General features: G+C 56.1%; 20 protein-coding genes. 14 read left to right on the forward strand and 6 right to left on the reverse strand.

The features are described from left to right. Window positions 1-38 precede the first annotated feature (38 nt). Window positions 39-3515: a PPi-type phosphoenolpyruvate carboxykinase family protein gene (locus SH421x_RS07295; RefSeq protein ID WP_488854757.1), complete on the reverse strand. Its 3477-nt coding sequence runs from the start codon at window positions 3513-3515 to the stop codon at window positions 39-41. Between the two features lie 206 nt (window positions 3516-3721). Between SH421x_RS07295 and SH421x_RS07300 the strand changes: the two genes are divergently transcribed. After that, window positions 3722-5074: a Trx7/PDZ domain-containing (seleno)protein gene (locus SH421x_RS07300; RefSeq protein WP_488854758.1), complete on the forward strand. Its 1353-nt coding sequence runs from the start codon at window positions 3722-3724 to the stop codon at window positions 5072-5074. A gap of 6 nt (window positions 5075-5080) precedes the next feature. Here the strand turns inward: SH421x_RS07300 and ilvD are convergent, their stop codons facing one another. Together ilvD and SH421x_RS07310 are read right to left on the reverse strand one after the other, a co-directional pair. Then, on the reverse strand, window positions 5081-6769 hold the full coding sequence (gene ilvD, locus SH421x_RS07305) for a dihydroxy-acid dehydratase (RefSeq protein ID WP_488854759.1): 1689 nt from the start codon (window positions 6767-6769) through the stop codon (window positions 5081-5083). Window positions 6770-7561: 792 nt separating this feature from the next. Further along, window positions 7562-8002: an Hsp20/alpha crystallin family protein gene (locus SH421x_RS07310; protein WP_488854760.1), complete on the reverse strand. Its 441-nt coding sequence runs from the start codon at window positions 8000-8002 to the stop codon at window positions 7562-7564. A 436-nt stretch (window positions 8003-8438) separates the two neighbouring features. On the opposite strand from SH421x_RS07310, the gene SH421x_RS07315 reads away from it, so the two are divergent. Next, window positions 8439-9101 carry a class I SAM-dependent methyltransferase gene (locus SH421x_RS07315; RefSeq protein ID WP_488854761.1) on the forward strand — a complete coding sequence of 221 codons (663 nt, stop codon included), beginning with the start codon at window positions 8439-8441 and terminating at the stop codon, window positions 9099-9101. A gap of 94 nt (window positions 9102-9195) precedes the next feature. On the opposite strand, the gene SH421x_RS07320 is transcribed toward SH421x_RS07315, so the two are convergent. Together SH421x_RS07320 and SH421x_RS07325 are read right to left on the reverse strand one after the other, a co-directional pair. Beyond that, window positions 9196-9528 carry a rhodanese-like domain-containing protein gene (locus SH421x_RS07320; protein ID WP_488854762.1) on the reverse strand — a complete coding sequence of 111 codons (333 nt, stop codon included), beginning with the start codon at window positions 9526-9528 and terminating at the stop codon, window positions 9196-9198. A gap of 75 nt (window positions 9529-9603) precedes the next feature. Then, window positions 9604-10116, reverse strand: a complete 513-nt coding sequence (locus tag SH421x_RS07325) for a pyridoxamine 5'-phosphate oxidase family protein (protein ID WP_488854763.1) — start codon at window positions 10114-10116, stop codon at window positions 9604-9606. Between the two features lie 299 nt (window positions 10117-10415). On the opposite strand from SH421x_RS07325, the gene SH421x_RS07330 reads away from it, so the two are divergent. The 3 genes from SH421x_RS07330 (at window position 10416) to SH421x_RS07340 (ending at window position 12408) form a co-directional block, all read left to right on the forward strand. Beyond that, entirely contained in the window at window positions 10416-10739 is a 324-nt protein-coding gene (locus tag SH421x_RS07330; protein WP_488854764.1) for a cupin domain-containing protein, read from the forward strand. A 167-nt stretch (window positions 10740-10906) separates the two neighbouring features. Next, on the forward strand, window positions 10907-11890 hold the full coding sequence (locus SH421x_RS07335) for a DUF1559 family PulG-like putative transporter (RefSeq protein ID WP_488854765.1): 984 nt from the start codon (window positions 10907-10909) through the stop codon (window positions 11888-11890). A gap of 128 nt (window positions 11891-12018) precedes the next feature. Continuing rightward, complete coding sequence (locus SH421x_RS07340; RefSeq protein ID WP_488854766.1) at window positions 12019-12408, forward strand: hypothetical protein; 390 nt, start codon at window positions 12019-12021, stop codon at window positions 12406-12408. Between the two features lie 276 nt (window positions 12409-12684). On the opposite strand, the gene SH421x_RS07345 is transcribed toward SH421x_RS07340, so the two are convergent. Next, entirely contained in the window at window positions 12685-13221 is a 537-nt protein-coding gene (locus tag SH421x_RS07345) for a hypothetical protein (protein WP_488854767.1), read from the reverse strand. A gap of 247 nt (window positions 13222-13468) precedes the next feature. Between SH421x_RS07345 and SH421x_RS07350 the strand changes: the two genes are divergently transcribed. The 9 genes from SH421x_RS07350 to SH421x_RS07390 all read left to right on the forward strand — a co-directional run bounded on the left by SH421x_RS07350 (window position 13469) and on the right by SH421x_RS07390 (window position 21987). Further along, window positions 13469-13750, forward strand: a complete 282-nt coding sequence (locus SH421x_RS07350) for a hypothetical protein (RefSeq protein WP_488854768.1) — start codon at window positions 13469-13471, stop codon at window positions 13748-13750. Between the two features lie 172 nt (window positions 13751-13922). Further along, complete coding sequence (locus tag SH421x_RS07355; protein WP_488854769.1) at window positions 13923-14810, forward strand: hypothetical protein; 888 nt, start codon at window positions 13923-13925, stop codon at window positions 14808-14810. A 31-nt stretch (window positions 14811-14841) separates the two neighbouring features. Then, the gene (locus SH421x_RS07360; RefSeq protein WP_488854770.1) at window positions 14842-15414 is read left to right on the forward strand and encodes a hypothetical protein; all 573 of its coding nucleotides are present in this window, start codon (window positions 14842-14844) and stop codon (window positions 15412-15414) included. 74 nt (window positions 15415-15488) lie between these two features. Further along, on the forward strand, window positions 15489-16094 hold the full coding sequence (locus SH421x_RS07365; RefSeq protein WP_488854771.1) for a hypothetical protein: 606 nt from the start codon (window positions 15489-15491) through the stop codon (window positions 16092-16094). A 142-nt stretch (window positions 16095-16236) separates the two neighbouring features. Then, complete coding sequence (locus SH421x_RS07370; protein WP_488854772.1) at window positions 16237-16839, forward strand: hypothetical protein; 603 nt, start codon at window positions 16237-16239, stop codon at window positions 16837-16839. Between the two features lie 100 nt (window positions 16840-16939). After that, window positions 16940-17140, forward strand: a complete 201-nt coding sequence (locus SH421x_RS07375; protein WP_488854773.1) for a hypothetical protein — start codon at window positions 16940-16942, stop codon at window positions 17138-17140. Window positions 17141-17713: 573 nt separating this feature from the next. Next, window positions 17714-19603: a phage tail tape measure protein gene (locus tag SH421x_RS07380; protein ID WP_488854774.1), complete on the forward strand. Its 1890-nt coding sequence runs from the start codon at window positions 17714-17716 to the stop codon at window positions 19601-19603. 726 nt (window positions 19604-20329) lie between these two features. Continuing rightward, on the forward strand, window positions 20330-21238 hold the full coding sequence (locus tag SH421x_RS07385; protein ID WP_488854775.1) for a tyrosine-type recombinase/integrase: 909 nt from the start codon (window positions 20330-20332) through the stop codon (window positions 21236-21238). Beyond that, window positions 21235-21987, forward strand: a complete 753-nt coding sequence (locus tag SH421x_RS07390) for a hypothetical protein (protein WP_488854776.1) — start codon at window positions 21235-21237, stop codon at window positions 21985-21987. The genes SH421x_RS07385 and SH421x_RS07390 overlap by 4 nt, the downstream gene beginning before the upstream one ends. Window positions 21988-22275: the final 288 nt, after the last annotated feature.

Consider the following 22275-nt stretch of genomic DNA (forward strand, 5'->3'; position numbering starts at 1 on the left):
ACGGCGGACCCTAAGGCAATGGTTATGCGTAAACGCCGCTAGTCAAACGGGTGAGCGCCCAGCGTACCTTCTAGCGCCGCGAGATAATCGGTCGCTTCCGCCTGACTCAATTGCGCGGCGGCGTATTCTCGTCGCGCCGCCAAGTTCAGCTCGGCTGCCGAATCGGAATTTCGCGAATCAGCGACAAATTTGTCGATCGCCGCTAGGTGTCGCGTCCAGAGCTTTGTATCACGCTGCTGTTTTGTTGTCAGACGTTTGCGATACCAATCGCTGGCGAGCAAATACTCTTTGGTGAACATCTGACGAATTTCAGGGTCGGAGGCTGTCTTTCCTTGGTACGAACCTTCGGCCATGATCATCAACAACGCTTGCAACGGAGGACAGGCCTCTTCGACCGATCCATCTTCTAGATGACGCTGAGCGACGCGCTGCTGCGCTTCGACGATGTGTTTGATGCCGTCGGCGTACGAAACCGGATCTTGCGTCTCGGGACGTAGGATCGAGTCGTCAAACACCTTCAACGGATTATCGAAGACGCGCCCAAAGAAGGTCCGCACAAAACGCCGCGTGATGCGATAACCAAGTCGGCTGGCCAAGATGGTATCGCCTTGATAGGCGAAGTCGTCGAGCTTTTCGAGCATTCCGTTGGCGATTAAGAACTTTGGATCCCGCTCTTCCGGCGTCAGACGACACCAGATTTCTGGAATCAACAAGCTGATGTCATGGTCGACGCGCACGTGAGGGCCAATGTAGCCGGCCGCCGATGAATACCCGGCTAAGCCGGTCAGGATATAGCTGACCAACGCGTTGTTGAGGTCGGCGGCGGGACGCAGCGCGTTGAACGGGCCTTTGGTTAGCGCGCCTTCACTGCCGGCGCCGGTGGTCGAAGGACTCTTGCCGGTCAACGAGCAGACAAAGTCCATAAACAGTTCTGGCAGTTCCTGGTAGTGGATCGGACCGTAGACCGCCAGGCTGCGAATGCCGGCCGCCGCATCCGGTGGATTGTTGCGACGTCCGCACAGCACGGCGTTCACCGGCGTCGGCACCGGCTGATCGCCTGGGATTTTGCGATAGAGCCGCGTTCCCATTTCGCCAACGTAGCGATGGATGGGGTTCGACATGTCAGGCCGTGTCTGCAGATAACGCGGGTTCTTTGACGGCTTGCCGTCAATCAGCCGTGGGAACGCCGAGCAAACGGCGAACTCGCTGGGGTGTTGTTCTTCTTCTAAGAAGCCGCGAAGGAAGCTCTGCATCGGCTGCGTGAACCGATCGAACTCAGCGATTTGTTCCACCATCTTCGCGACATCTTCCCGCGTCAATGGTTGGAAGTTGGAGATGAAATTGAAGTCAAGCGACAGGTCATATTCCGTCTGCTTATCGAGACCGCGATGGACCGCATCATCAGGACGCTGGAACAAGCGGTATTCGCAGTTCGTCAAAAACTTGTAGCTCTCGGCGGCGGTTATCTGCGGGTCAAGATTGGTGATCGCTTTCGCAGGCACGACGACTGATGCGGTAATGTCATCCTCGGTTTGGACTTTGTCAGCGGCGTAAAAGTCTTGTCGCAACTTGTAGGTGCGCCACTGCTGAGTTTCAGAAAGGCCGATTCGCAAATAGGTTCCGACCAGCGTGCGATCGCGAAACTTCAGTTCATGCCCCGGCGTACCGTTTACAATGTCGACGCTAAAACTGGCGTGCCAGTCTTCGGCCCAGTCAGGTTGCTGAAAACGTTTGATGATGAACAGCATCGAGTAGATGTGGTTCGGGATCGATGCGAGCCATTCGTTGTACTTGTCGGTGTAGTCGCCCGACGGAGTGAGCAGTTTGATCACGCTGCCTAGCGAACGTTCAGGCGACAATACCTTGCGGCTTGGACGCTCCTTGTAGTCGGGTTTCAGTGGCGAATCATTCGCCCAGCGATTGCTGAAATCGCGGTTGAAAATATCGTCGATCAACGCCAGATCTTTGTCGATGTCGGCGACAAAGATTGGCCCGTACAGCATATAGTCGGCGGCCGACTTGCTGATCTCGCTTTTGCCGCCGCCGCTAACGGTGCACGGCTTGTGACAGTTGACCCCTTCAGCCATGGTGCCGATCAAACGCCAACTGGGCGCCGCGGGGTGCTTTTCCATGCGAATCTTGTAGCCCGACGGAGCAATGTAGATCTTGCCTGGCAGCAGTGGAATCGAGCATTCTTCGCCGTTGCGCGTCCATTTGATCTGTTGCTCTAGCATCGTCGCGCGAGCATCTTCGGGAATGTAGAAGATGTCGGCGAAGTTCTTATCGATCCCATAGCCTTCTGGCTGCATGTCGATCCAATCGCCGTAGTCCTGGGCGACATCGTCGATCGTGCGACCATTGTAGCGCTGGCTGTTGACGCGAAACTCTTCGCCCAGATTCCAACTGGTGTAAGCGATCACGCCGCCGGCATGTTCTTCTTCCACATTGCCGTAAAGGTTGGCGGCATAGCTCAGCTGCGTCTTGACCTCTTTTTTGCAATAGCCGTAGTAGTTGTCGGCGATCATCGTCACGATCACGCCGCGCTCGTCGCGACAAGTCGCTTTGAACGGCTGGCCATCGTTGTACAGCTCGGATTTGTCCTTCCAGCACATGCCATCTTGACGTTGACGCTCGGACGCTTCGTCAAAGTGGGGGAGCCCCAAATCTTGTTTGGTCACACCGACCAATTGCGGCGCCAGAATCACGCAACCGGTGTGTCCGCTCCAATGTTCGGCATCAAGGGCCGCGTCATTTTTCGGGATAAACGGATCACCGGCATTGCCGAAAATCGATTCGACGAAATCAAGATTGCTGGCCAATTGTCCCGGTGCGTAGAAGCGAACTTCCATCGACTTCTCCGGCGTGTAGCCGGGAACCTCGGGACAAACAATCGGTCGCAGCAAGAGCGAGATGAACGTGTAGGCTTTGTGCTCGTGATCGTGCGTGTAGGGAAGTTCTAAGAACTCACGCGGCGGATTCATCGCGATTTTGAACATCCGCGCAAAAGCGAGCTTCGGCACGGCCAATTTATCGCCCGCGATCGGCAAGCCCCCTTCGCAAACGTGGAAGGTTCCCTTGGTGGTGCGACGATCGTTTCGCGGATTGTGGAGCACGCCGTTATCAATGCGATACGATTCGACTAACTCGCTCTTGTACTGGTTCCCTTGGACGGGCAGTGACAACTCGCGCGCAACACCGTGACGATCCAACACAAACGATCTGCGCGGCAGTTGCAGCGTGTCGACTTCGGTGTCCGAGAAATAGTCGTTCAAAAAAGTTTCGATGCGACTATCGATCGGCGAGGGAACGTCGCGCAGCAATCGCGACTTCTCGTGATAGTTCGCCAGCAGACCTTTGACCAGATCGGCGAATTCCGTCTCCTTTTCATGCAACGGAGGAGGAAGCTCATTCGCAATCATCTGCAAGTTGATATAGCGAATCAGGCGACTCCGTTCGGCGCTGCGTTGTTTTTTGGTCTGAGGTGCGCCGAATCCAAGCTTTTCTTTGAGGTCCATCGTAGTTTTACACGCTGAGGACGGAGTTTTAGTACAAGGTTGCGAGCTCGATTTTAACCCTTTGTCGGCGCCTACGTCTGCGCTTGCCTGCCCTTGGCGGGGGGGTTATGGGGAAACAGTCATCACAGGAGGCGGACAATGGCAAACTCTCGCAAAAATAGTTACGATTGCGGGAGCAGAACACCATCACTTTTAGGATATCCTACATGAGAAACTGCCGCCTCCAAGTGTGTAATCCTGCTTTGACGCTGATCATTCTGTTCAGCCTTTTCTCAATCGCAACCGCCCAGAATCAAGATCGTGAAACAAAAGTCCGTAACGATCGTCGCGATATTCTTGCCGACGGAACCTGGCACTACAACGATCTCGCAGGCGCCACTGCTGCCGCGAAAACCTCTGGCAAGCCGATTCTAGTGATCTTTCGCTGCATCCCGTGCGAAGCATGTGCACAACTGGATGAGCAAATCATCGAACGTGATGGAGCCGTACGCCGGATTATGCAAGAGTATGAGTGTGCGCGAATCGTGCGAATGAATGGCGTCGATCTGGCGAAGTTTCAGTTTGACTACGATCAATCGTTTGCTGCCTTTTTGATGAATGCCGACGGCACGATCTATGGTCGTTACGGAACTCGTTCGCATCGCACCGAGGAAGAAGGAGATGTTGCAATTGAAGGTCTGGCGGCGACGCTGGAAAAAGGCTTGATTCTGCACAAGCTTTACCCACTCAATAAAGCTCAATTTGTCGCCAAGACCACCGGCGATGTGCCACCAGTCGCATCGGCCGAAAAGTTTCCGCACTTGCGAAAAGGGGATTATGGCGAAGAGCTGAACTACAATGGCCAAGTGGTCAAAAGCTGCATTCATTGTCATCAGGTCGGAGAGAGCTATCGCGTCAACTATCGCTTTGCTGGGAAGCTGATTCCAGAAAAGATCTTGTTCCCCTATCCGCATCCCAAGGTCCTGGGCTTGATCATGGATCCCAAGACCGCCGCAACGGTCAAACAGGTCGCCCCAGATTCACCGGCCGCCCAAGCCGGAATCTTGGCCGGCGACGAGATCCTTTCACTGAATGGCCAACCGATTATCTCGATGGCCGACATTCAATGGACGCTGCATCAGCTTAAGGATGAAAAGTCGCTGGACGTCACTCTGATGCGTGACGCGAAGTTGACCAAGCTCAATTTTCCGCTTCCGCAGGGTTGGAAAGAGCAGGGGGATATCTCGTGGCGCGTCACCAGTTGGGATCTATCCCGTCAGGTTTTGGGCGGCATGCGGTTAGAAACATTGGATGCAGAGCAGCGCAAGGAGCTAAGACTTAAGGACAACCAGCTTGGTCTGAAAGTCCGCCACGTCGGCAAGTACGGCGATCATGCCGTCGCGCTCAAGGCCGGCGTTCAAGTGGGCGATGTGCTCACTTCAATTGCCGGAGTGAACGAAAATCTGAACGAATCGAATCTGTTGGCCAAGCTCGCCAACGAGACGCAGCGTGGTGAGGAAGTCAAACTGACGCTGCTTCGCGGCGGCAAGACGCAGCACGCGAAGATTCGTTTGCAATAGTGCGGTTTACGAAACGTCATGAAACGCTTTGCTCACGCAACCGCTGTCAGCTTGCGAAACGGTTGCGGCGTAGTCGGCCAGATAGGCATGGTTGTAATGCAGCTTAGGCGTCTTCCAGTTGGCGCCGCGCACCGCCAGCACATCGGCCCCCACGTGCAACGTGATGTCACCGTTCAGCAGATCGAAGGAGATTTCGTCGCCATCTTCCACTAGCGCGATCGGACCGCCGACCGCAGCTTCCGGCGCACAGTGCACGCCGATCGCACCGTGCGAAACGCCAGAGACCCGGGTGTCTGATAAAAACGCAACTTTGCCATCCAAGTGCGGGACGGCCAGAGCCGCAGTTGCGACCAACACTTCGGGCATCCCCGACGCGACCGGCCCCAGGTATCGCAAGACGATCACACTGCCTGGCAGGATCTTGTTGGCTTCGACGGCGTCGACAATATCTTTGGCCTCCGAAAAGCAAATCGCTTTGCCGCTGAACTTGGGCTCGCTCATGCTGGAGACTTTGAACACCACGCCGCCGGGCGCCAGGTTGCCAAAGCAGATCTGCATGTCGGCGTATTCTTTAAACGGCTTTTCGATCGTCGCGATCAAGTCTTGATCCACAGGAACATCGGCCGCGTCGGCGACGTTCTCGGCCAACGTTTTGCCAGAGACGGTCAAGCATGAACCATCCACAATGCCGACCGAGATCAGATACTTCAGCAGCATCGGCGTTCCGCCCAGCTTGTGCAGGTCATACATCGTCCGTTTGCCGCGCGGTGCAAAACTGCACAAGACCGGCGTATTGCGGACGATCCGCTGCAGGTCACGCAAGGTGAAATCGACCTTAGCTTCTTTGGCCAGCGCGATCAGATGCAGCACGCCATTGGTCGATCCACCGACTGCGGCGATCACAGCGGCGGCATTGTTAAACGCCTGTTTGGTCAAGATATCGCGAGGGCGAATATTCTCGGCCAGTAGATGTTTGACCGCCGCCCCGATGCTGCGACATTCTGCTCGCTTCGCCGGATCATCGGCTGGGATCGAACTGGAATAAGGTAGCCCGAGGCCGATCGCTTCGATCGCGATTCCCCAAGTGTTGAACGAAGCCGCAATGCCGCAACCGCCGGGGCCAGGGCAAGCGGTTCGCAAAATCTGATCCGCTTCGGCCGCCGACATCGCACCGACCGCCGCCGCTGCTTGAGCGTCATAAACATCCAAGATCGACGTGTCGCGCCCTTGATGGCAGCCCGGCTTGATGCTGCCGCCGTTGACGATCAGGCCGGGATAGTTGAGCCGGGCCAGCGCCATCGCGAAGCCGGGGCCATTTTTATCGCAATTGTGGAGCCCGATCAAAAAGTCATAGCCATGCGCGCTAACGACGCATTCGGCCGCATTGGCGATCATATTGCGCGACGGCAGGCTCGCGTTGCCCCCTTCGTGTCCCTGCGTAATGTTGTCGCTGACAGCCGGCGTGCCGAAGGGAAAGCCGATCAGGCCGGCTTGCTCGCAGCCGGCTTTTAGCTCTTGGGCGAGCGAATACGCATGAACATTGCAGAGATTACCATCCAACAGCGGTACGCCGATCCCGATCTGCGGCTTGTCAAAATCGGCGTCAGTCAGCCCCAATCCGTAATAAAAAGCGGTGATCCCCTTTTGCCATCCACGAGTCAAACGGCGGCTGTTCCAATTGAGCGGCTGAGACATACGAAGAGCTACTTTCTAAGGTCGGAAGGCGAGGGTAGGGGGGGGAAGTTGCTAGTATCGCCCAATGCACGGCTCCGCTCAAGATGGACCGTGAGCGGATAGGACCGGTCCGTCGAGTCTACGAAGGCCGGAGCGCGCGCGAAGGGAATGCGGCTTTGTTTCGAATGACGAAGCTCAAATCACCAACTTCGTCGCAGGGGATTTGCTCTGCGTTCGACGTTCCTCATTCATTTCGCAGGACTGGACTGCGACACGTTTTTTTTCGCTAATCCTGGGTGGACTGGACCGCCAGCTTTTTTTTCCAGGCCGATTCATCCTGTCCTCAACCCAAATTGGGTAGCCCGGCCAGAGCTGCGTGCCGAGCTTGCTACACCTGTGGACTGGACACGGTTATTTTTTTTACGAGCCGTGGCCTCCAGAATTTGGGGGGGGGAGCCAAGGAGCACCTTCCGCGCAGCAGACAAGCCCGCCAACCTCTCTTGATGTTGCCGAACTTCGACGACGATACGCCATTCACACGAAATTAACGGGTTGCTGAAATGTGTTAAACAATATTAACACAACCGTGATACTTTTGCAAGGGAATTTTGTTGATTTTTCCTGCCATCTGATGCGTCAGGCGTTTATGGGGGTGGCGTTGACTCTAGGCTTTTTCGCCAGAGTCGACCCGCCTATCGGGAATGGGATCGAAAGAGCAGCCAGGGTGCGGCAGCGCACAAAAAAAGCCGCGACTGCCGAAGGTGACAATCGCGGCCCGGAGACAGACACTTCTCTACTTAACACCGCTTCGGCTTACTTGACGGTTACTTCAATTTTGCGCGGTCGCGCCTTTTCAGCCTTCGGGATCGTGACGTTCAAGATTCCCTGGTGATACTCGGCGGTGACGTTGTCTTCGTCGACCGGCGTGCTCAGGCGTAGGCTCCGCTCGAACTTGCCATAGGTCTGTTCGACGCGATGGAATTTCTTGCCATCGGTTTCTTCGAGCTGGCTTCGTTCGCCTGAGATCGTCAGCAGCCCTTCTTTGAGTTCTACTTGAACATCCTCGGCCGACATTCCCGGGATTTCGACCGACACTTCATACGAAGTTTCCGTTTCGGCGACGTTCAATGACGGCGACCAGACGGCGACTGCCGACTGTGCATCCGAATTGAGCAAAGCGCCGAACAGCCCATCCATTTCACGACGCAAATCAGCGAAGTTGCGCGGATGATACGCAGTTAGTGCCCGGACCATGATTGGTACCTCCTACTCGAATAAGAACGAAAACCGAATGCAGCGGACAAACCCGTGTTGTCGCTGGTTGAAACTCGCACCGATGTTGGGTGTTGCTTGTGTAAAAAGCAATCTGCGTGCCAATTTTTAGGCGTTCGACGCAAGTTCAATGGCGAATTAAGTTTGCGTTTATCGATGCTGGGCGACTGTAATTTTGGCGGTGTCAAATTGGCGGAATGGCAGTTTGAACAGTGCCTTTTGAAGAAGCCGAAGAGTGCGAGAAATGCGGGAGAAGATCGCCTTGAGCTAGCGGGACCAGCGAATCGCTGTGTGAACCGTCCGCTATTTTTCGGGGCCGCCATCTGGCAGAATTAACGTCCACACCGAAATCGCCGCGAGGTAGCGCTGCAACTCGCAAATTCACTTTTCTTTTATTGCCCTTGCCAAGGATTTGTCGATGCCTGATCAGCACTTGCAAACGAATCAGTCGTTTTATGACCGCATCAGCGGCGCTTACGATTTCATCGCCGACTCTAGCGAGCACAAGGCTCGTGAGATGGGGCAGAACGGGCTGGGGCTACAGCACGGCGATCGAGTCTTAGAGATCGGATTTGGCACCGGCAACTCGATGATCGATCTGGCGAAACTGGTGGGCCCGACCGGCAAAGTGATCGGCGTTGATATTTCGCCAGGCATGCAGAAGGTAGCCGAAGCGAAGATCGCCAAAACCGATCTCGGTGATCGGATCGAGTTGCATATCGGCGACGCTCGAGCACTCGAATTTCCGCCGAATAGTTTTGACGCGGCGTTTATGAGTTTTACGCTGGAGTTATTTGACGGGGCTGATATCCCGTTGGTGCTGGCCGAAATTTTGAAAGCGCTGAAACCCGGCGGCAAGATCGGGATCGTGTCGATGGCGACGGTCAAAACCGGCGACAAGGCAAGCGCCCTCGAAAAAACCTACATCTGGATGCATCAGCACTTTCCGCATATTGTCGACTGCCAACCGATTGACGTCGTGACTCTGGTCGCCGACGCCGGATTTACGATCGATCAAGAGTTGAACATGGAAATTTGGTCGATGCCTGTCCGTGCCGCGATTGGCGTTAAACCGGCGTAGTTTTCGCCCATTTCCGCTTTGTATCGTTCGACAAAAAAACGACGGCGAGTGTACTCGCCGTCGCTCCGCCTCTGTGATTGTCGTCAGCACGCCGTTAGGCGTGAGCTAACTTATGGCCAGACTCCTGCCAAGCTTTTGCGCCACCCTCATAGTCGCAGACGTTAGTAAAACCTTGCGACTCAAGTTCTTTTGCCGCTTTGGTCGACGAAGGGCAATCCTCGCTGGCGCAATACACCGCAATGGGTTGGCTCTTGCCGCCGACCGCCTGTTCTACCTTCTCAGCGAAATCCTCCTGATCGCGTGGAATATTGATCGAGTCAGGAATCTGCGTCTGGGCGAAACTCTCCGCCGGTAAGGTGTTGATCAGCGTGATTGGTTCGCCGCGCTCTTTGAGGTTTTGTAATTCAGCGCTGGTGATTACTTTCATGGCTGTTCTCCTTTTCAGGTAACTTTCCGGCACATGTGAGGAAACTTTATCTACGTATCGCGTGCGCGGAGTAGATTATGTCACTGTCGTTTGTTCCGCCCATTCAATTTTCTCGTGGCTGTCTTCGCTCGACTTTTTAAAGAGCGAGCTGACCATGCCTTTGACGCCGCGTGAATGGTGTTTCCAATATTCGGCCTCACGCACATCGACCCGGATCAGCGCTAAATTTGCTGTCTCCGACCCATCGGGGAACCATTCGTTTAGGTGATCATTCCACATGGCTTCGATCCGCTTCCGATCTTTCACGACTTCAGCGCGGCCTGAGAGCGATACAAAATCGTCATGCGTGGGTGAGCCATAACAGACGTTGACTTGCGGATTGACGGCGATTTCGGCCACCTTGGGGTCGTCGGCCAAGGTGACAAACCAGATGTCACCATCAAATTTGTGTCCAGCCGTGCACATGGGGCGACTACGTAGGTGTCCTGTGTTATCAACAGTCACTAGCATCGCATGACGGATGTCGTCAATCAGCTCTCGCAACGTTTCAATCGATTTTTGTCGATCAGTTTTGTTATTGTCAGTCATGGCGATCTCCTTTACTTGGACGAATAAATGCCAAGTCACCTGCCAGTATCTACCCGCTTACAAAGGTGCTCTGTAGGCGTTGAATGACTTGCATTAGTTCTTAGCGACAAGACTGCAACGCAATGCGCGTGCCGACCGGCCAGAGGCCCGCAAATACCGCAGAAGAGATTTTTGCAGCGGCGCACGCCGATATGTATTGGCGGCGCTGCGTCCTTAGTGATCGCTGCGCAACCAAGGTTTGCTTGCAGGTCACTACAATGACAAGCAATATTGCTCCCTTGGATAAATGAGAGAAACCAATGCAAATCGCAGACCTGTTAACCGGCCTGCCCACCAGTCTGCCGCAAGAATTGGTCGAGACGCTGCTGCAAACCGATGCACTACGGATCGAGCGAATCGTATCACACGCGCACGCTTCGCCGCCAAACTTCTGGTACGACCAGGACGAACACGAATGGGTGCTGTTGTTAGCCGGCGCCGCGCGGTTAGAGATCCAAGGAGCTGCGACACCGATCGAACTACGCCCCGGCCAAGCGATTCTGCTGCCTGCGCATCAACAGCACCGCGTGGCCTGGACTACGGCCGCTGAGCCAACCGTTTGGCTGGCGATTTTTTATCGCTGAGCGGGAAGCGGTTGTTCGTGATTTGCCACTTGTCCCCCTTCGGATGGGGAGTGGTGTAAAGGTGCGCAATATCGATTGTCAATGGGGCGATATTCGCCTAAAATGGATTTGCTATCGGATTTCTTATAATTTCCATTTTACTCCTTCATTCTTCCTAGGTTCTTTCGATGAGACGCAAACAGGGGTTTACGTTGGTCGAGCTGTTGGTGGTGATTGCCATCATCGGGGTTTTGATTGCGTTGCTGTTGCCGGCCGTGCAACAGGCACGCGAAGCGGCCCGGCGCATGGCATGCAGCAACAATCTGAAACAGATGGGGCTTTCGCTGCACAACTACCACGACACGTTCAACACGTTGCCGCCGGTGTCGGTCACGCGAGATGGAAACAATTCGTATCATGGGCCGACAGCGTTTGTGATGCTTTTGCCGTTCATAGAGCAGGGCAATCTTTACGATCAGATCAAAACCGCGTCCAACAATTTTGGCGGGACGTTTTGGCTCGGCTCGGCTGGGGCCGCCAATCTTCGCACCGTGATGGACGGCAAATCGGTCGAATCCTATTGGTGTCCCTCGAGCCCGCTGGAGCGATTCGAGGCTGCGTCGGCGACCTATCCCGAACGGTTGCCGCAGACCGATTACGTGCTCATGTCTGGCAGTGATTTGCACCCTTCAACCGATACCAGCGCCTATGCGGCGAGCAGTTATTCGGATGGCGGCGTCTTCCGCAACCAGGTTGGCGTCAAGCTCCGTGACATCACCGACGGCACCTCCAATACGTTTGCCGTGGCCGAACAGTCTGGTTTTACGACCGATGGGGCGAACACTCAGTTCGACAATCGCTCGGCGCCTACGAGCGGTTGGGTCATGGGTTCGAAATCGAATGTACGTCCAAGCGGTACGCCAGACTCTTGGTCGCTGGATGATCGCTGCTGGAACACCACGACGTTGCGGCAAGGGATCAATACCAAGCTTGTCGGCGGCGGCTGGGCCAAAGGAGAGGCTTGCAACAAGCCGGTCCAATCGGCCCATCCCGGCGGCACCCTGGTGATTGTCGCCGACGCTTCAGTACGTTACCTCGCAGGCACAACGGATCTGGCAGTGGCCAAGCACCTGGCCGACCGTGACGACGGCTACGCCGCCCAGTTCCCTTAATGCGGCCTACCTATAAACCCAGAACGCCGCATTAGAGCGGCGTTCTTGTATTCCGAAGAAGATACACAACGTGATGTCGTTCGACGAGCAACGACTAGCGCAGCGATACAACCAGAGGGAAGAATAAGATGTCCAAATATCTCATGCTGCTACCGCTAGTGATGCTGATGGGGTGCGGCGGCGATGATGGCGTTCACCGCGAGACAGTCACCGGCGCCGTCACCTTCGAGGGCAAACCGCTCACCGAGGGAAGCATCTCGTTTGAAGATCCGACCACCGGCTACGCCGCAGGCAGCAAGTTCGAAGCAGGTAACTTCACCGTACAACTGCCGGCCGGCGAGTACAAAGTCATGATCGAACCGGTCATGGTCGAAGTTGCTTCGCCTGACGGTCTTTCACCACCAACACAAAAACCTTCGATCGCACTCCCCAAAAAATACTTCGCCGCCGCCACGACCGACCTGAAAGCAACCGTCAGCGCTGATTCGACAGAGTTTGTGTTCGACTTGAAGAAGTAAAGCGAGATGCTAGACGCACCGCGAACCAAACCTCGCTGGCGGCAATCGCACTCTATGTCAGAAAAGAAAAAATAGCCGAGGCGGGGCTCGAACCCGCACGGGGAGTTATCCCCACAGGATTTTAAAGCCGATTGAGGCTGTTAGGTAGGTGTCGACTAGATGCTGCCACTCGAAAAAACAAGGGGCTTTGCGGGGAGTTAAATGCGGCGCTGGTGCGAAAACTGGTGCCGTTTCTGGACAGTCAATTGGACAGTTTCGGGGCGACTCGTACTTACTCTACGAGCTGACCAATTCGTCGACGCAAAGGCGATAGCCGCGCTTAGACTGTCCAGGCGCAGGAAAGACGGCTTCTAGGATGCCTCCCATCTTCTTAGTGATCGCCGTTCGGGTTGCGGATGGATTCTCAATGCCCTGTTTCTGAAGCTCAGGAGTCGTCCGCGGCTTTCCCTTGGCGTCAACGAGCGCACGCACAAAGTCAACTTGGTTAGGTGCTTCAACGAGCACTCGAACTCCTTCAACGTCAAAAGTGAAACGATCGCCGCAATCGTAGAGTTTGCTCACTCGCGGTAGGTCGGCCTCAACTGTCTCGAAACGATCGCCGACATTCGTTTCGTTGTGAATTGATCGCATGTCGTTGGCCTCAATCAAAGCCGAGAGACGCTCGAGTGCCCGGAATGGACCGAGAGCAGAATCGTTCATGAAGCGAAGGCTGGCGGCAATATGACGGAATGTCGTTTCATGCCGTTGATATAATGCTTGCTTGGGGCGCGTATCCATCTGCATACGGCTCGTCTCGCGAATGACCTTTCCCACGGCAACCTCCTAAATGGCTTGGGATTGGGAACTTCGCGGCATCTTAGTCGCCACCTAGACGACACCGTAAGGGGCGCCGATTGAAAGAGCGATGGCTCCGTTTTCAATTTGTATGCATCGTATGTTGTAAGTCGCTTTTACCAAACGGTTTAGCGTCAGCGTTGCTCGTGCCGGCTTGCATACAAATTAGATAGATATCCATCAATAATCCATCTCGTTGAAAGTTGCTTCACGAATGGAGAGGCCGATGGCTCAGACTCAAAAACAGTTGCGGGCGACAATTACTCGCAAACCATCTTCAGAGGTTTTGATCGAACCCAATACCTTGTATGGCACTGCCGAAATCAGGCGGCGCCTTGGCTGTATTGGAGTCGCTCTCTGGCGGCGTCTTAAGCGACAAGGCGGACTTGAAGAGCATGCCCTAATTGTCGGAAATCGAAGATATTTCCGCGGTCGCGATGTTATCGAGGCAATCGAGCGGGCCGCGACGCCGGCTGCACCATCTTCCGATCCGGACGCCGCCATCTAGCCGGCGTTGCTAAAGAAAAACGCCAGCTTGGGAGGCCGGCGTTTTGCGGGGAACTTCAAATCGTGTCGGTCGCAACGTTCGAGGGGGACGTTGCGACGCAAGGGAGTCTAATGCGTCGATCTGCCTGTTTGCCAGCCCGCACGTCTGCGGATGCTCTAGCGGAGCTCGCCAAATGATTGTCGAGCCCGACTTCTTGGAGCATTGGAAGACTCGCTTGCTAGTCGATGAACTCGGCGGCGATGAGTCCGCGCCGCTCTATGTTTTGCGTCTTTGGGCGCATTGTCAAAACCGGCGCAAAACCGAGTTCAAACCGATGAATAACCGAGCACTAAAAGCGCTCTGCCGATTCGCTGGCGAAGGCGATGCTTTGGCGAACGCGCTTGAAATCGCTGGGTTTATCCGTCGGCACGGCGACGACGCGATAGAAATCCTTGGCTGGAGTGATCACAACGCGCAACTCGTTGCACGCTGGGAGAATGGATCAAAAGGCGGTCGCCCAAAGTCGAAACCTAACAAGAACCTGGGCGAAACCGAACCGCAACCGACGAAAACCGAATCGCCACAGAGAAGAGAAGAGAAGAACAGAGAAGAGAAGAATGAAGAGAGCGCGCTCGCTGACGCGGCGTCTTCTCGCTCTACCAATTCATCGAAAAAGGCCGATCGGTCGAAAGCCCCGCGGTTTGATCCGATGGCCATGGAGCTCCCCTTTGAGACTGCCGAGTTTCGCCAGGCTTGGCACGATTGGGTGACGCATCGCCGCGAAATCAAAAAGCCATTGACCGAGCTGGCCGCGAAAAAACTTCTAAATCGTCTCGCCGAGATTGGCGAGCTCGCGGCAGTCGGCGCAATCGAGCACACGATCGCGAACGGCTGGACCGGTTTAAGGGAGCCGGAGCAACCGCGTGCAGGGCCGGCGAGCGGCGCCAATCGCGATACGAAACCCGAATACGCCCAGCTAACCGAGGACGACTTAAAGAATCATGAACATCGACGAACTGAATCAACTCGTCAAACGAGCGAGCGACCTTGGGACTCTCGGGCATTGGCTAAGAGGCCGTGATCCGACGGCGGTGCTCGTCGAGTGGCACAAAATGCTCGAGCGAGTCGACCTTGACGATGCGCTACGAGTGCTTCGCGCGATTATCGCTGGCGATCTCGAGTTGCCGAACTCGAGTTGGAGCTATTTTCCGCGCCTCGTCAGAAGCGAAACGAGCAAGCCGATTGCCCGCGAGGCGGGGCATAACGGACCAGGCGACTACGTTCGCTGCCGCCGCTGTCAGGCACGCTATCGATTGTCGACCGGCGCGCGGCATTGTCCGAGTTGTCGGTCGGATGATTTCGAGGATGAGCACTCGTGTCCCGATTGTCTCGACCGCGGTTCCATCGTGATTTGGTCGCTCGCGGCGATGACCGAAGTTCGCCGGCGCATCGAAGCGGGCGAGACGGTTAAGCTGCCGATGGCTGACCGCTGGACTGTTACCGTCGGCTGTATTTGCGATCGAGCGCCGACGGTCAAAGGCCGATTCAATCCGGCCTGCATGGTGCCGATCGATGTACCGACGCCATCAACAGCGGTTGCACGCCTGGTCGAACATATCGAGCGTGCGACGTTTGGCGCCGTCGGCCGGCTGAATGAGTTTGACGAGTTTAACGCCGGCGTCTGACGGCGAGAGGCATTCGCGGCTATCAGCTCAAGCGTATTGAGCGGCCGCTGGTTTTCTAAACAGGAGATTTTACTTTGATCGAGAAACTTCGAAACGCATTCAGCGCGACGCGAATTGCGCCGCCGGCGTGGGGAGACGAGACTACTCTCGGGATGATCGCGAAGCACAACGCGGCCATTGGCGATGCCGAGCGACTGCTAACCGAGGCAGAGGCTACCCGTGAGGGATTGGTCGCAAACGAGGCAGCGTCGTGGGGTGAGCTTCAGCGCAGTTTGAACGCCGCGAACGAAAAGACGATTGCGGCTGCGAATACGCTTGCCCCTGCATTCGAGAGTGCGGGGCGAGTGCTCGAGCAGCTCGTGGGCCTGTCGGCGTCGCGGCTTCAATCGGCAGAAGCGGAAAAAACCCGCCAAGTCGAAACAGCTCAAGCGACGCTTGAAGCGGCCGGCATTGCCGCGCAGATTCGCAGTCAGTATGCAGCCGCGCCGGCTTCGGCCGAAGCGGTTCTCGGGCATCGCATTCGTGAGTCGCAATTCGTGCTTGCGTCCGAGTCTGAAATCGAGCAGGCGAAGCATGACCTCGACCATCTTCGGCGATCGCTTCGCGCGACAGTGGAGCGGCAAGCTGCGGCCGCTGGTCTAGGAGCTGAGCTCCGCCGCGAGTTACTCGGTATTTCGTAGCGGCGCCAAAACGATCGGATGAAATTGGCCGAAACCGGAAAGGGCCGAGAGCTGCGTTCCAGACGGCAAGTCGCCGTCGGTTAGCAGCTCAAACTAGACGTTGCAAAACCATTTTAAATTCCAATTCGCGAAGGGAAAATTTATGCGATCTGCCATCCTTATTTTGACTTCCTCTCTCCAAGAGGCGGCCCTGCCTGCCTACAAAGTCGACGATGAAGCAACGCTCGCCGCGGCGGCCGAATACAACTTGCGAATCGCTGATTGCCAATCGAAGCTACAGCAAGTCCGGAGGCTTCATCTGAACTACGAAGAGTCGGTAATCGCCAAGCCTGGTGAGGGAATGTCGTTCGATGACGAGGCGGCGACGATCGCTCAGGCAACCGAGATTCTCGAAGGGCTATCCGATGAGGTTGTACCGCTGTTCAATCGTCGCGGCGAAGTGTTGGCGATGTTCGGCGCATGCGCTGAGTTGCTGAGCATTGATGCAAACGCCGGCTTAGATCCAGCCCGCGCAACTGCGATTGAGAAACTCAACGCGGCTGGCGTTCAGCCGACCGAAAAGGCGATCGAGCAGCAACCCGACTTTGCGGCGGCGAATGCTCGGTTCGGTGATGCCAGAGCTTTCGCCCAAGGCGTTGCCGAGCAGCGTCGATTTAACGAAATGTATCGCTCGGCCGATCTCAAAGTGGCTCGCGAGGTTCGAGCGTTACTCCGAAAGGTAGCGGCTCAACCGAGCATTTCTTAATCGACGCATCGCTCGCGAGTTGCGGGGTTACGGTTTTTGGAAACCGCGGGACAATGCGAGCGAGGCGTTGATTGAATCTCGATATTCCAGCAGGTGAAGCATGGGTGATGAGCAAGCGAAGTCGTCGTTGTCGCGATTGATTCGGTTCGCGTCGGGCCGATCGGTCTCGATGTTTCGCCGTGATTCGGCAAGTCGAGCCGAGCCGTCGAAACCGTTGTCGGCTGGCGAAGAGAAACATCCGCTCGCCGGCGTGATCCGGATTGCATCGAGCGGGAGGCCTGCGGCATTCGCGCGACGTTGAGCCTGGTTGGCCTGGCTCCTAGTGGGGAAGCAGCGAGTCGAGCCAGGCTGGCGGCGCCCGGCGAGGGCAGTAGCGGTCGACGCCAGGCGCGGCCGCCCGCGAGCGGGCAAGCCGGGCGCGGTAAATCGTGTATCAGGCCGATCGAGTAGGTACTACTTTCGGCCCTGAAATGCGGCCCCATGGGAAAGAGTCACGCATTAGGGGAGAGTTTGTTTTACGGGCCTTTGAACGGCTTTGGCGGGCTGGGTTATTTGGGTGTTTTTGGGTTTAGTCGAGCTCCTGAGGCGACCTCGGCCGTGGTTTTTAACGGGGATCGCGGTCGAGGCTTCGCTTCAGCGGGTGGTGAATGCAAAGAATTATCGGGAGAGATTTATGCAAAAAATTGTCGGCCTGATTCGTGAGGGGTTGGACTCATTTCTCGTAATCGTCGAGGCGTTCGTCGCTGGCGATCTACGGAGCGTCCGAGAGATTTTGGCCCTACAGTGCGAGCTTATCGTCACCGAGGCCCGGCACGCCTGGTGCTGCCTTTGTGAGGCCATCCAAGACTGGTTCAAAAGAAAAGGAAACTAACCCATGGGTCAAGACATTCGAGCCGGCGGCGCGTTCGTCGAGGTTTATCTCAAGGGGGTCTCGGCCGCGGGTCGTCAGATCAGCAATTTCGGAAAGTCGCTCGGGGCGTTTGGCGCTGGCGTTAGCGCGGCCGGCGCTGCGATCACGACGCCGTTTATTGCGGCGGCGAACTCGTTCGCAGTTGCGGGCGACGCGCTCGACAAGATGTCGGCCAGGACGGGAATTGCGGTGGAGTATCTCTCCGCCATGGATTACGCCGCTGGTCTCTCGGGCTCAAGTATTGAGACGTTCGAGAAGGGCGTGAAGAAAATGAGCCAGACCATTTTCGACGCGCAGAAAGGATCGGCGACGGCGGCCGAGTCTCTCTCCGAAATCGGCGTTGCGATGAACGAGCTCAAGGGGCAGTCGCCCGAAAAACAGTTCGAGACGATTTCCGCCGCGCTCATAAAGGTCGAGGACGCGACCAAGAGGAGTGCGCTAGCGCAGCGGATCTTCGGCCGTGCGGGGGCCGAACTGCTACCGCTCATGCAATCCGACATGGCCGAGCTGCATAAAGAGGCCGAATCTCTAGGGCTCGTCCTCTCGCGGGATGATGCGACCGCCGCGGCCGCTTTGAACGATGCAATGGATCGACTCCATCGCTCGATGGCTGGCGTGTGGAAACAGATCGGCGCCGCCGTCGCTGGCGTGTTGACGAAGTTTTACAACATTGCGGCTCGCCTAGTCGCCGTGGTGCTCGATTGGGTTCGCAATAACCGCGACCTCTTGCAGTCGATCTTTCTCGTCGGCGTGGCAATAACCGCGACCGGCGCCGTTGTCGCTACGCTCGGCGGCCTGCTTGTTGGGCTTGGCTCGATTGTCTCCAGCGCGGTGGCTGTCATGGGAGTGCTTTCCGCCGCCCTCGCTTTCATTGCCTCACCGATCGGTTTGGCCCTCGTGGCGATCACAGGATTGATCGCAGGCTTTCTCTTGTTCACCGATGCCGGCCGCCAGCTCGCCTCGCAGGTTGCGGACAATTTTCGCAGTATGGCCGGCGACATCAACGAGAGCCTGGGCGCGATAACCAAGGCGATCAGTGCCGGCGATATGGCCTTGGCGTTCGAGATCTTCACGACGCATTCGGAATTGCTCTGGACGGAGATGGTCGACTACATGGACGATAAATGGTGGGGGTTTGGATCGAACTTCAAAAGCACGCTCGACGGCATGCATACCGAGCTCGCCGCCTGGATCCTACGCGCCTCGACCGGCTGGCAGATGCTGTTTGAGAATCTACCGAAATTGGCGAGCGTATTCGGCGGAATGGCTCTCTCCGTCGTCACTGACATGTTGAGTGGCATCATCGGAACAATTCGCCAGGCGATCGAGAGCGTCGCCGAAACGGCTCGCTCGTATGGAGTCGAACTCGGCGGCGGAACTGATTTCCTGAAGTCGGCCGAGTCGAGCGTTCGCGACTATGGCAAAGGCGACTTGCTCGGCCGGTTCAAGGATGCGACCTCGCTCGGCGTCAAGCTCGGCGGCATGAAGTCCGATACCGAGACCGAAATTGACAGGATGCAAGTCGACCTAGGACGCCGCGAGCAAAAGCGGTTCGACGAGCGTGAGGCGCGCGAGAAACGAATCGCCGAGCTCCAAGACAAGTTAGGTCGGGACCGGGCCAGCGCCGAGCGAGCTTCGCTCGGTTCTCTGTTCGGCGACCTAGATGCAGGTCTCGCCGCTTCCGGCGGTTCGGCGGCAACTAAAGTGTTCGGCACGTTCAGCGGGCAAGCTCTGGCAGGGTTCGCCGCTCGCGGCGCTGACGTCCCGAAGAAGCAACTCGACGCCCTGCTCGAAATCGACAAGTCCATAAAAAAGACCGAGCGGCTTCTCGGTCATAACCTCGCGTTTGCGTAAGCCGATATTCTGCGAGACCACCGTCACGGCAATTCCAATCCAGGGAGATCAAATGCGAGAACGAGAGCAAGAACTTTTCGAGAAAGAAAGGTGCAACAAGGAAGGCGATGCCGTCACCCTGATAAAGGCTCGATATGGTCAGAAGAGGTCTGGCCGGCTTCGGAACGTGCAAGAGTCGAAGAGTTCGGAATATTGGACGCAGGAATGGTGCCCGGGATGCTTCACGATTGACGATCAAAAAGAGATCGCTTGTGCTGCCGATTACAAAAATTTCGTCGGCGAAATTGGAGGTTTCAAATACACGAGGCTAGAGGTTCTTCGCTGGAAATGCGGCAAATGCGGACAGCATTACGTTCGCCGGCGGTTCTCAGCGCCAAGCTAATGCGAGGCCTGGCGTCGCGACGTGATTGCTCTGGAGAGCCGGCGAGGCATTCTCCACTTTTTTAATCCCCGCGACCAAATCATTTATTGCGGCCCGGGCGGAGCTTTGGTAAGACAAAGAACAAGCCGCCCGGTTGCGTCAACAACACGAGCGGCTCTAACCCGAATCCTAGGACTAGTAGGAAACCGGCTGATGGACATTCTGCCGAAAAGGCGCCGTTGCGCCTACGTCCAATCTTACCAACGGTTTAGAGCCGTCGATTCTTGGTTCTTGTCTGCGCAAAATGTTGCGTGTTCCAAGTCGTTGCTGCTGCGCTGGGCGGCTTCCTATTTAGGGAGAACGCCATGAAGATTCGAGGGGAAACCCCGCTGCAAACGGTCGTTTTTGACCATTATTTGCCCGAAAACCTGCGGGCTACCAGCGAATGCACGATCCGACACTATCGGATTACGGTTTCGCAGTTTAGCGAGTTCCTGACGCGTCACGCGCTCGTTTCGGACTTGAACGACAATACGGCCATTCGCTTTGCTCGTTGGCTGTTATCTCGCAACCGGGCGCCTCAGACCGTCAACCAACGGCTCCACTATCTCGCCGCGGTCTGGCGTTGGTGCGCGAAACGTCGCTACGTCAACCAGTGGCCGACGTTTCAAAAACTGACGGCGCCGAAACAAATCCCGCGGGCCTGGTCAATCGATCAACTTGCGAAGCTGCTCGAATCTTGTCGAGCCACGCCAGGCTATATCGGCTGCATTCCGGCCAGCGAGTGGTGGCTCAATATCCATCGCTTCGCCTGGGAGACTGGCGAACGAATCGGCGCGATGTTCCAAGCTCGTTGGTGCGACGTCGATACCGATCGAGGTATCGTCGAAATCCCCGCGCAGTACCGCAAGGGGAAGTATCAAGGGATGGTCTACACGATATCGCCGCAACTGACGGCCGATCTCGTCTCGATGCGGCCTGGCGACGAACCGTTGCTCTTTCCTTTCCCGCAATCATTGAGCTATTTCTACAGGTTCTATAAAGAGATTTTAGAACGTGCCGGCTTGCCCTCCGACCGTCGCAGCAAGATGCATCGCATGCGGCGTTCATTCGCTTCGCATCTCGAGGCGGCCGGCGGAAACGCAACCGATGCGATGAAGCATTCGTCGCGGCAAATGACGAGCGATTCCTATCTAGACGAAACGATCATTCAGCGAACGCCGGCGCATAGGCTCCTTCCCAAGCTCGACAGTCGGAAGGGGGACGCAGCATGAAAAATGCAACTGTGGCAACACTGGCCGAGCTATCGGAGTTCGAGGAGCTGCCGGCATCACGAAAGGCCTATTTTGCGAGAGCGGCCGAAGCGAAGCTCGCTATCTGTCTCGGCCGACCAGGTTTGCTAGGCGATTTGACGTTTGCGACGTTTCATCGCTTCGACGCCTGGCTGATGCGAGAGGGTTATTCGCAACCGCATGGTAGCAATCTCAAAGGCGGTCTCTTTCATCTGTGGCGAAACGCCTATCGCTACGGCTTTGTTTCGATCGATCCGACGATCGGCGTTGAAACGGCATCGATTCCGAACGTCTTTGACTATCGAGGCAAACGGCCTTGGAGCGAGTCGGAGCTAGAGCAACTACTGGACGCGTGCAAACCGTTCGACGCCTGGCAAACCCATATGCGAAATGGAGTTCGTTGCGGGGCGTTCTGGCGATGTTTCATCCTGCTGACGCAGGAAACTCGGCTCTTGAAGCCGTTTATCTATCGCATTCGTTTCGATCATATCGACGCGAATGCGGCGAAGTGCGATCTCAGCGGCGTGCCGTGGATTGATCGCAGCTTTTCATTGTCAGATCAGACGCTTTCCGCCGTCGCGGCGATCGAGTTCCCGCGTCGCGATTTCGTGCTCGCTTATCCATACAAGAACCACAGTCACAACTGCGCGTTCCTGGCATTGCTTGAGCGAGCCGGCGTTTCAACACGTCCGAACGGACAAACGGCACGAAACAGAAGGGCTCAATCATGAGACACGAAAAGCACGTGAAGTTATCGAAGATGTGCCAAGACATTTCCAGCCAATTCACGCCGCGGCGTGAATTGGCTACCGAAGCGTGTAGGTCAATCGCCATCCTAGCTGGCCGTGATCTAAGCACGCGAGACTTAGACGAATCACTTATTAGAGAGATGCGACTATGGATCGAGAAAGTCCCCTTCAAGCATCTGAGATTTCAACAGTTTCGCTTGCTTTGGAAAGAAGCAAGAAGGCAAGGCTATGTCGAGACGTTGCCACCTAGATTGATGGAGCACGGCACGC

It is taken from the genome of Blastopirellula sp. SH421, from assembly GCF_057808535.1.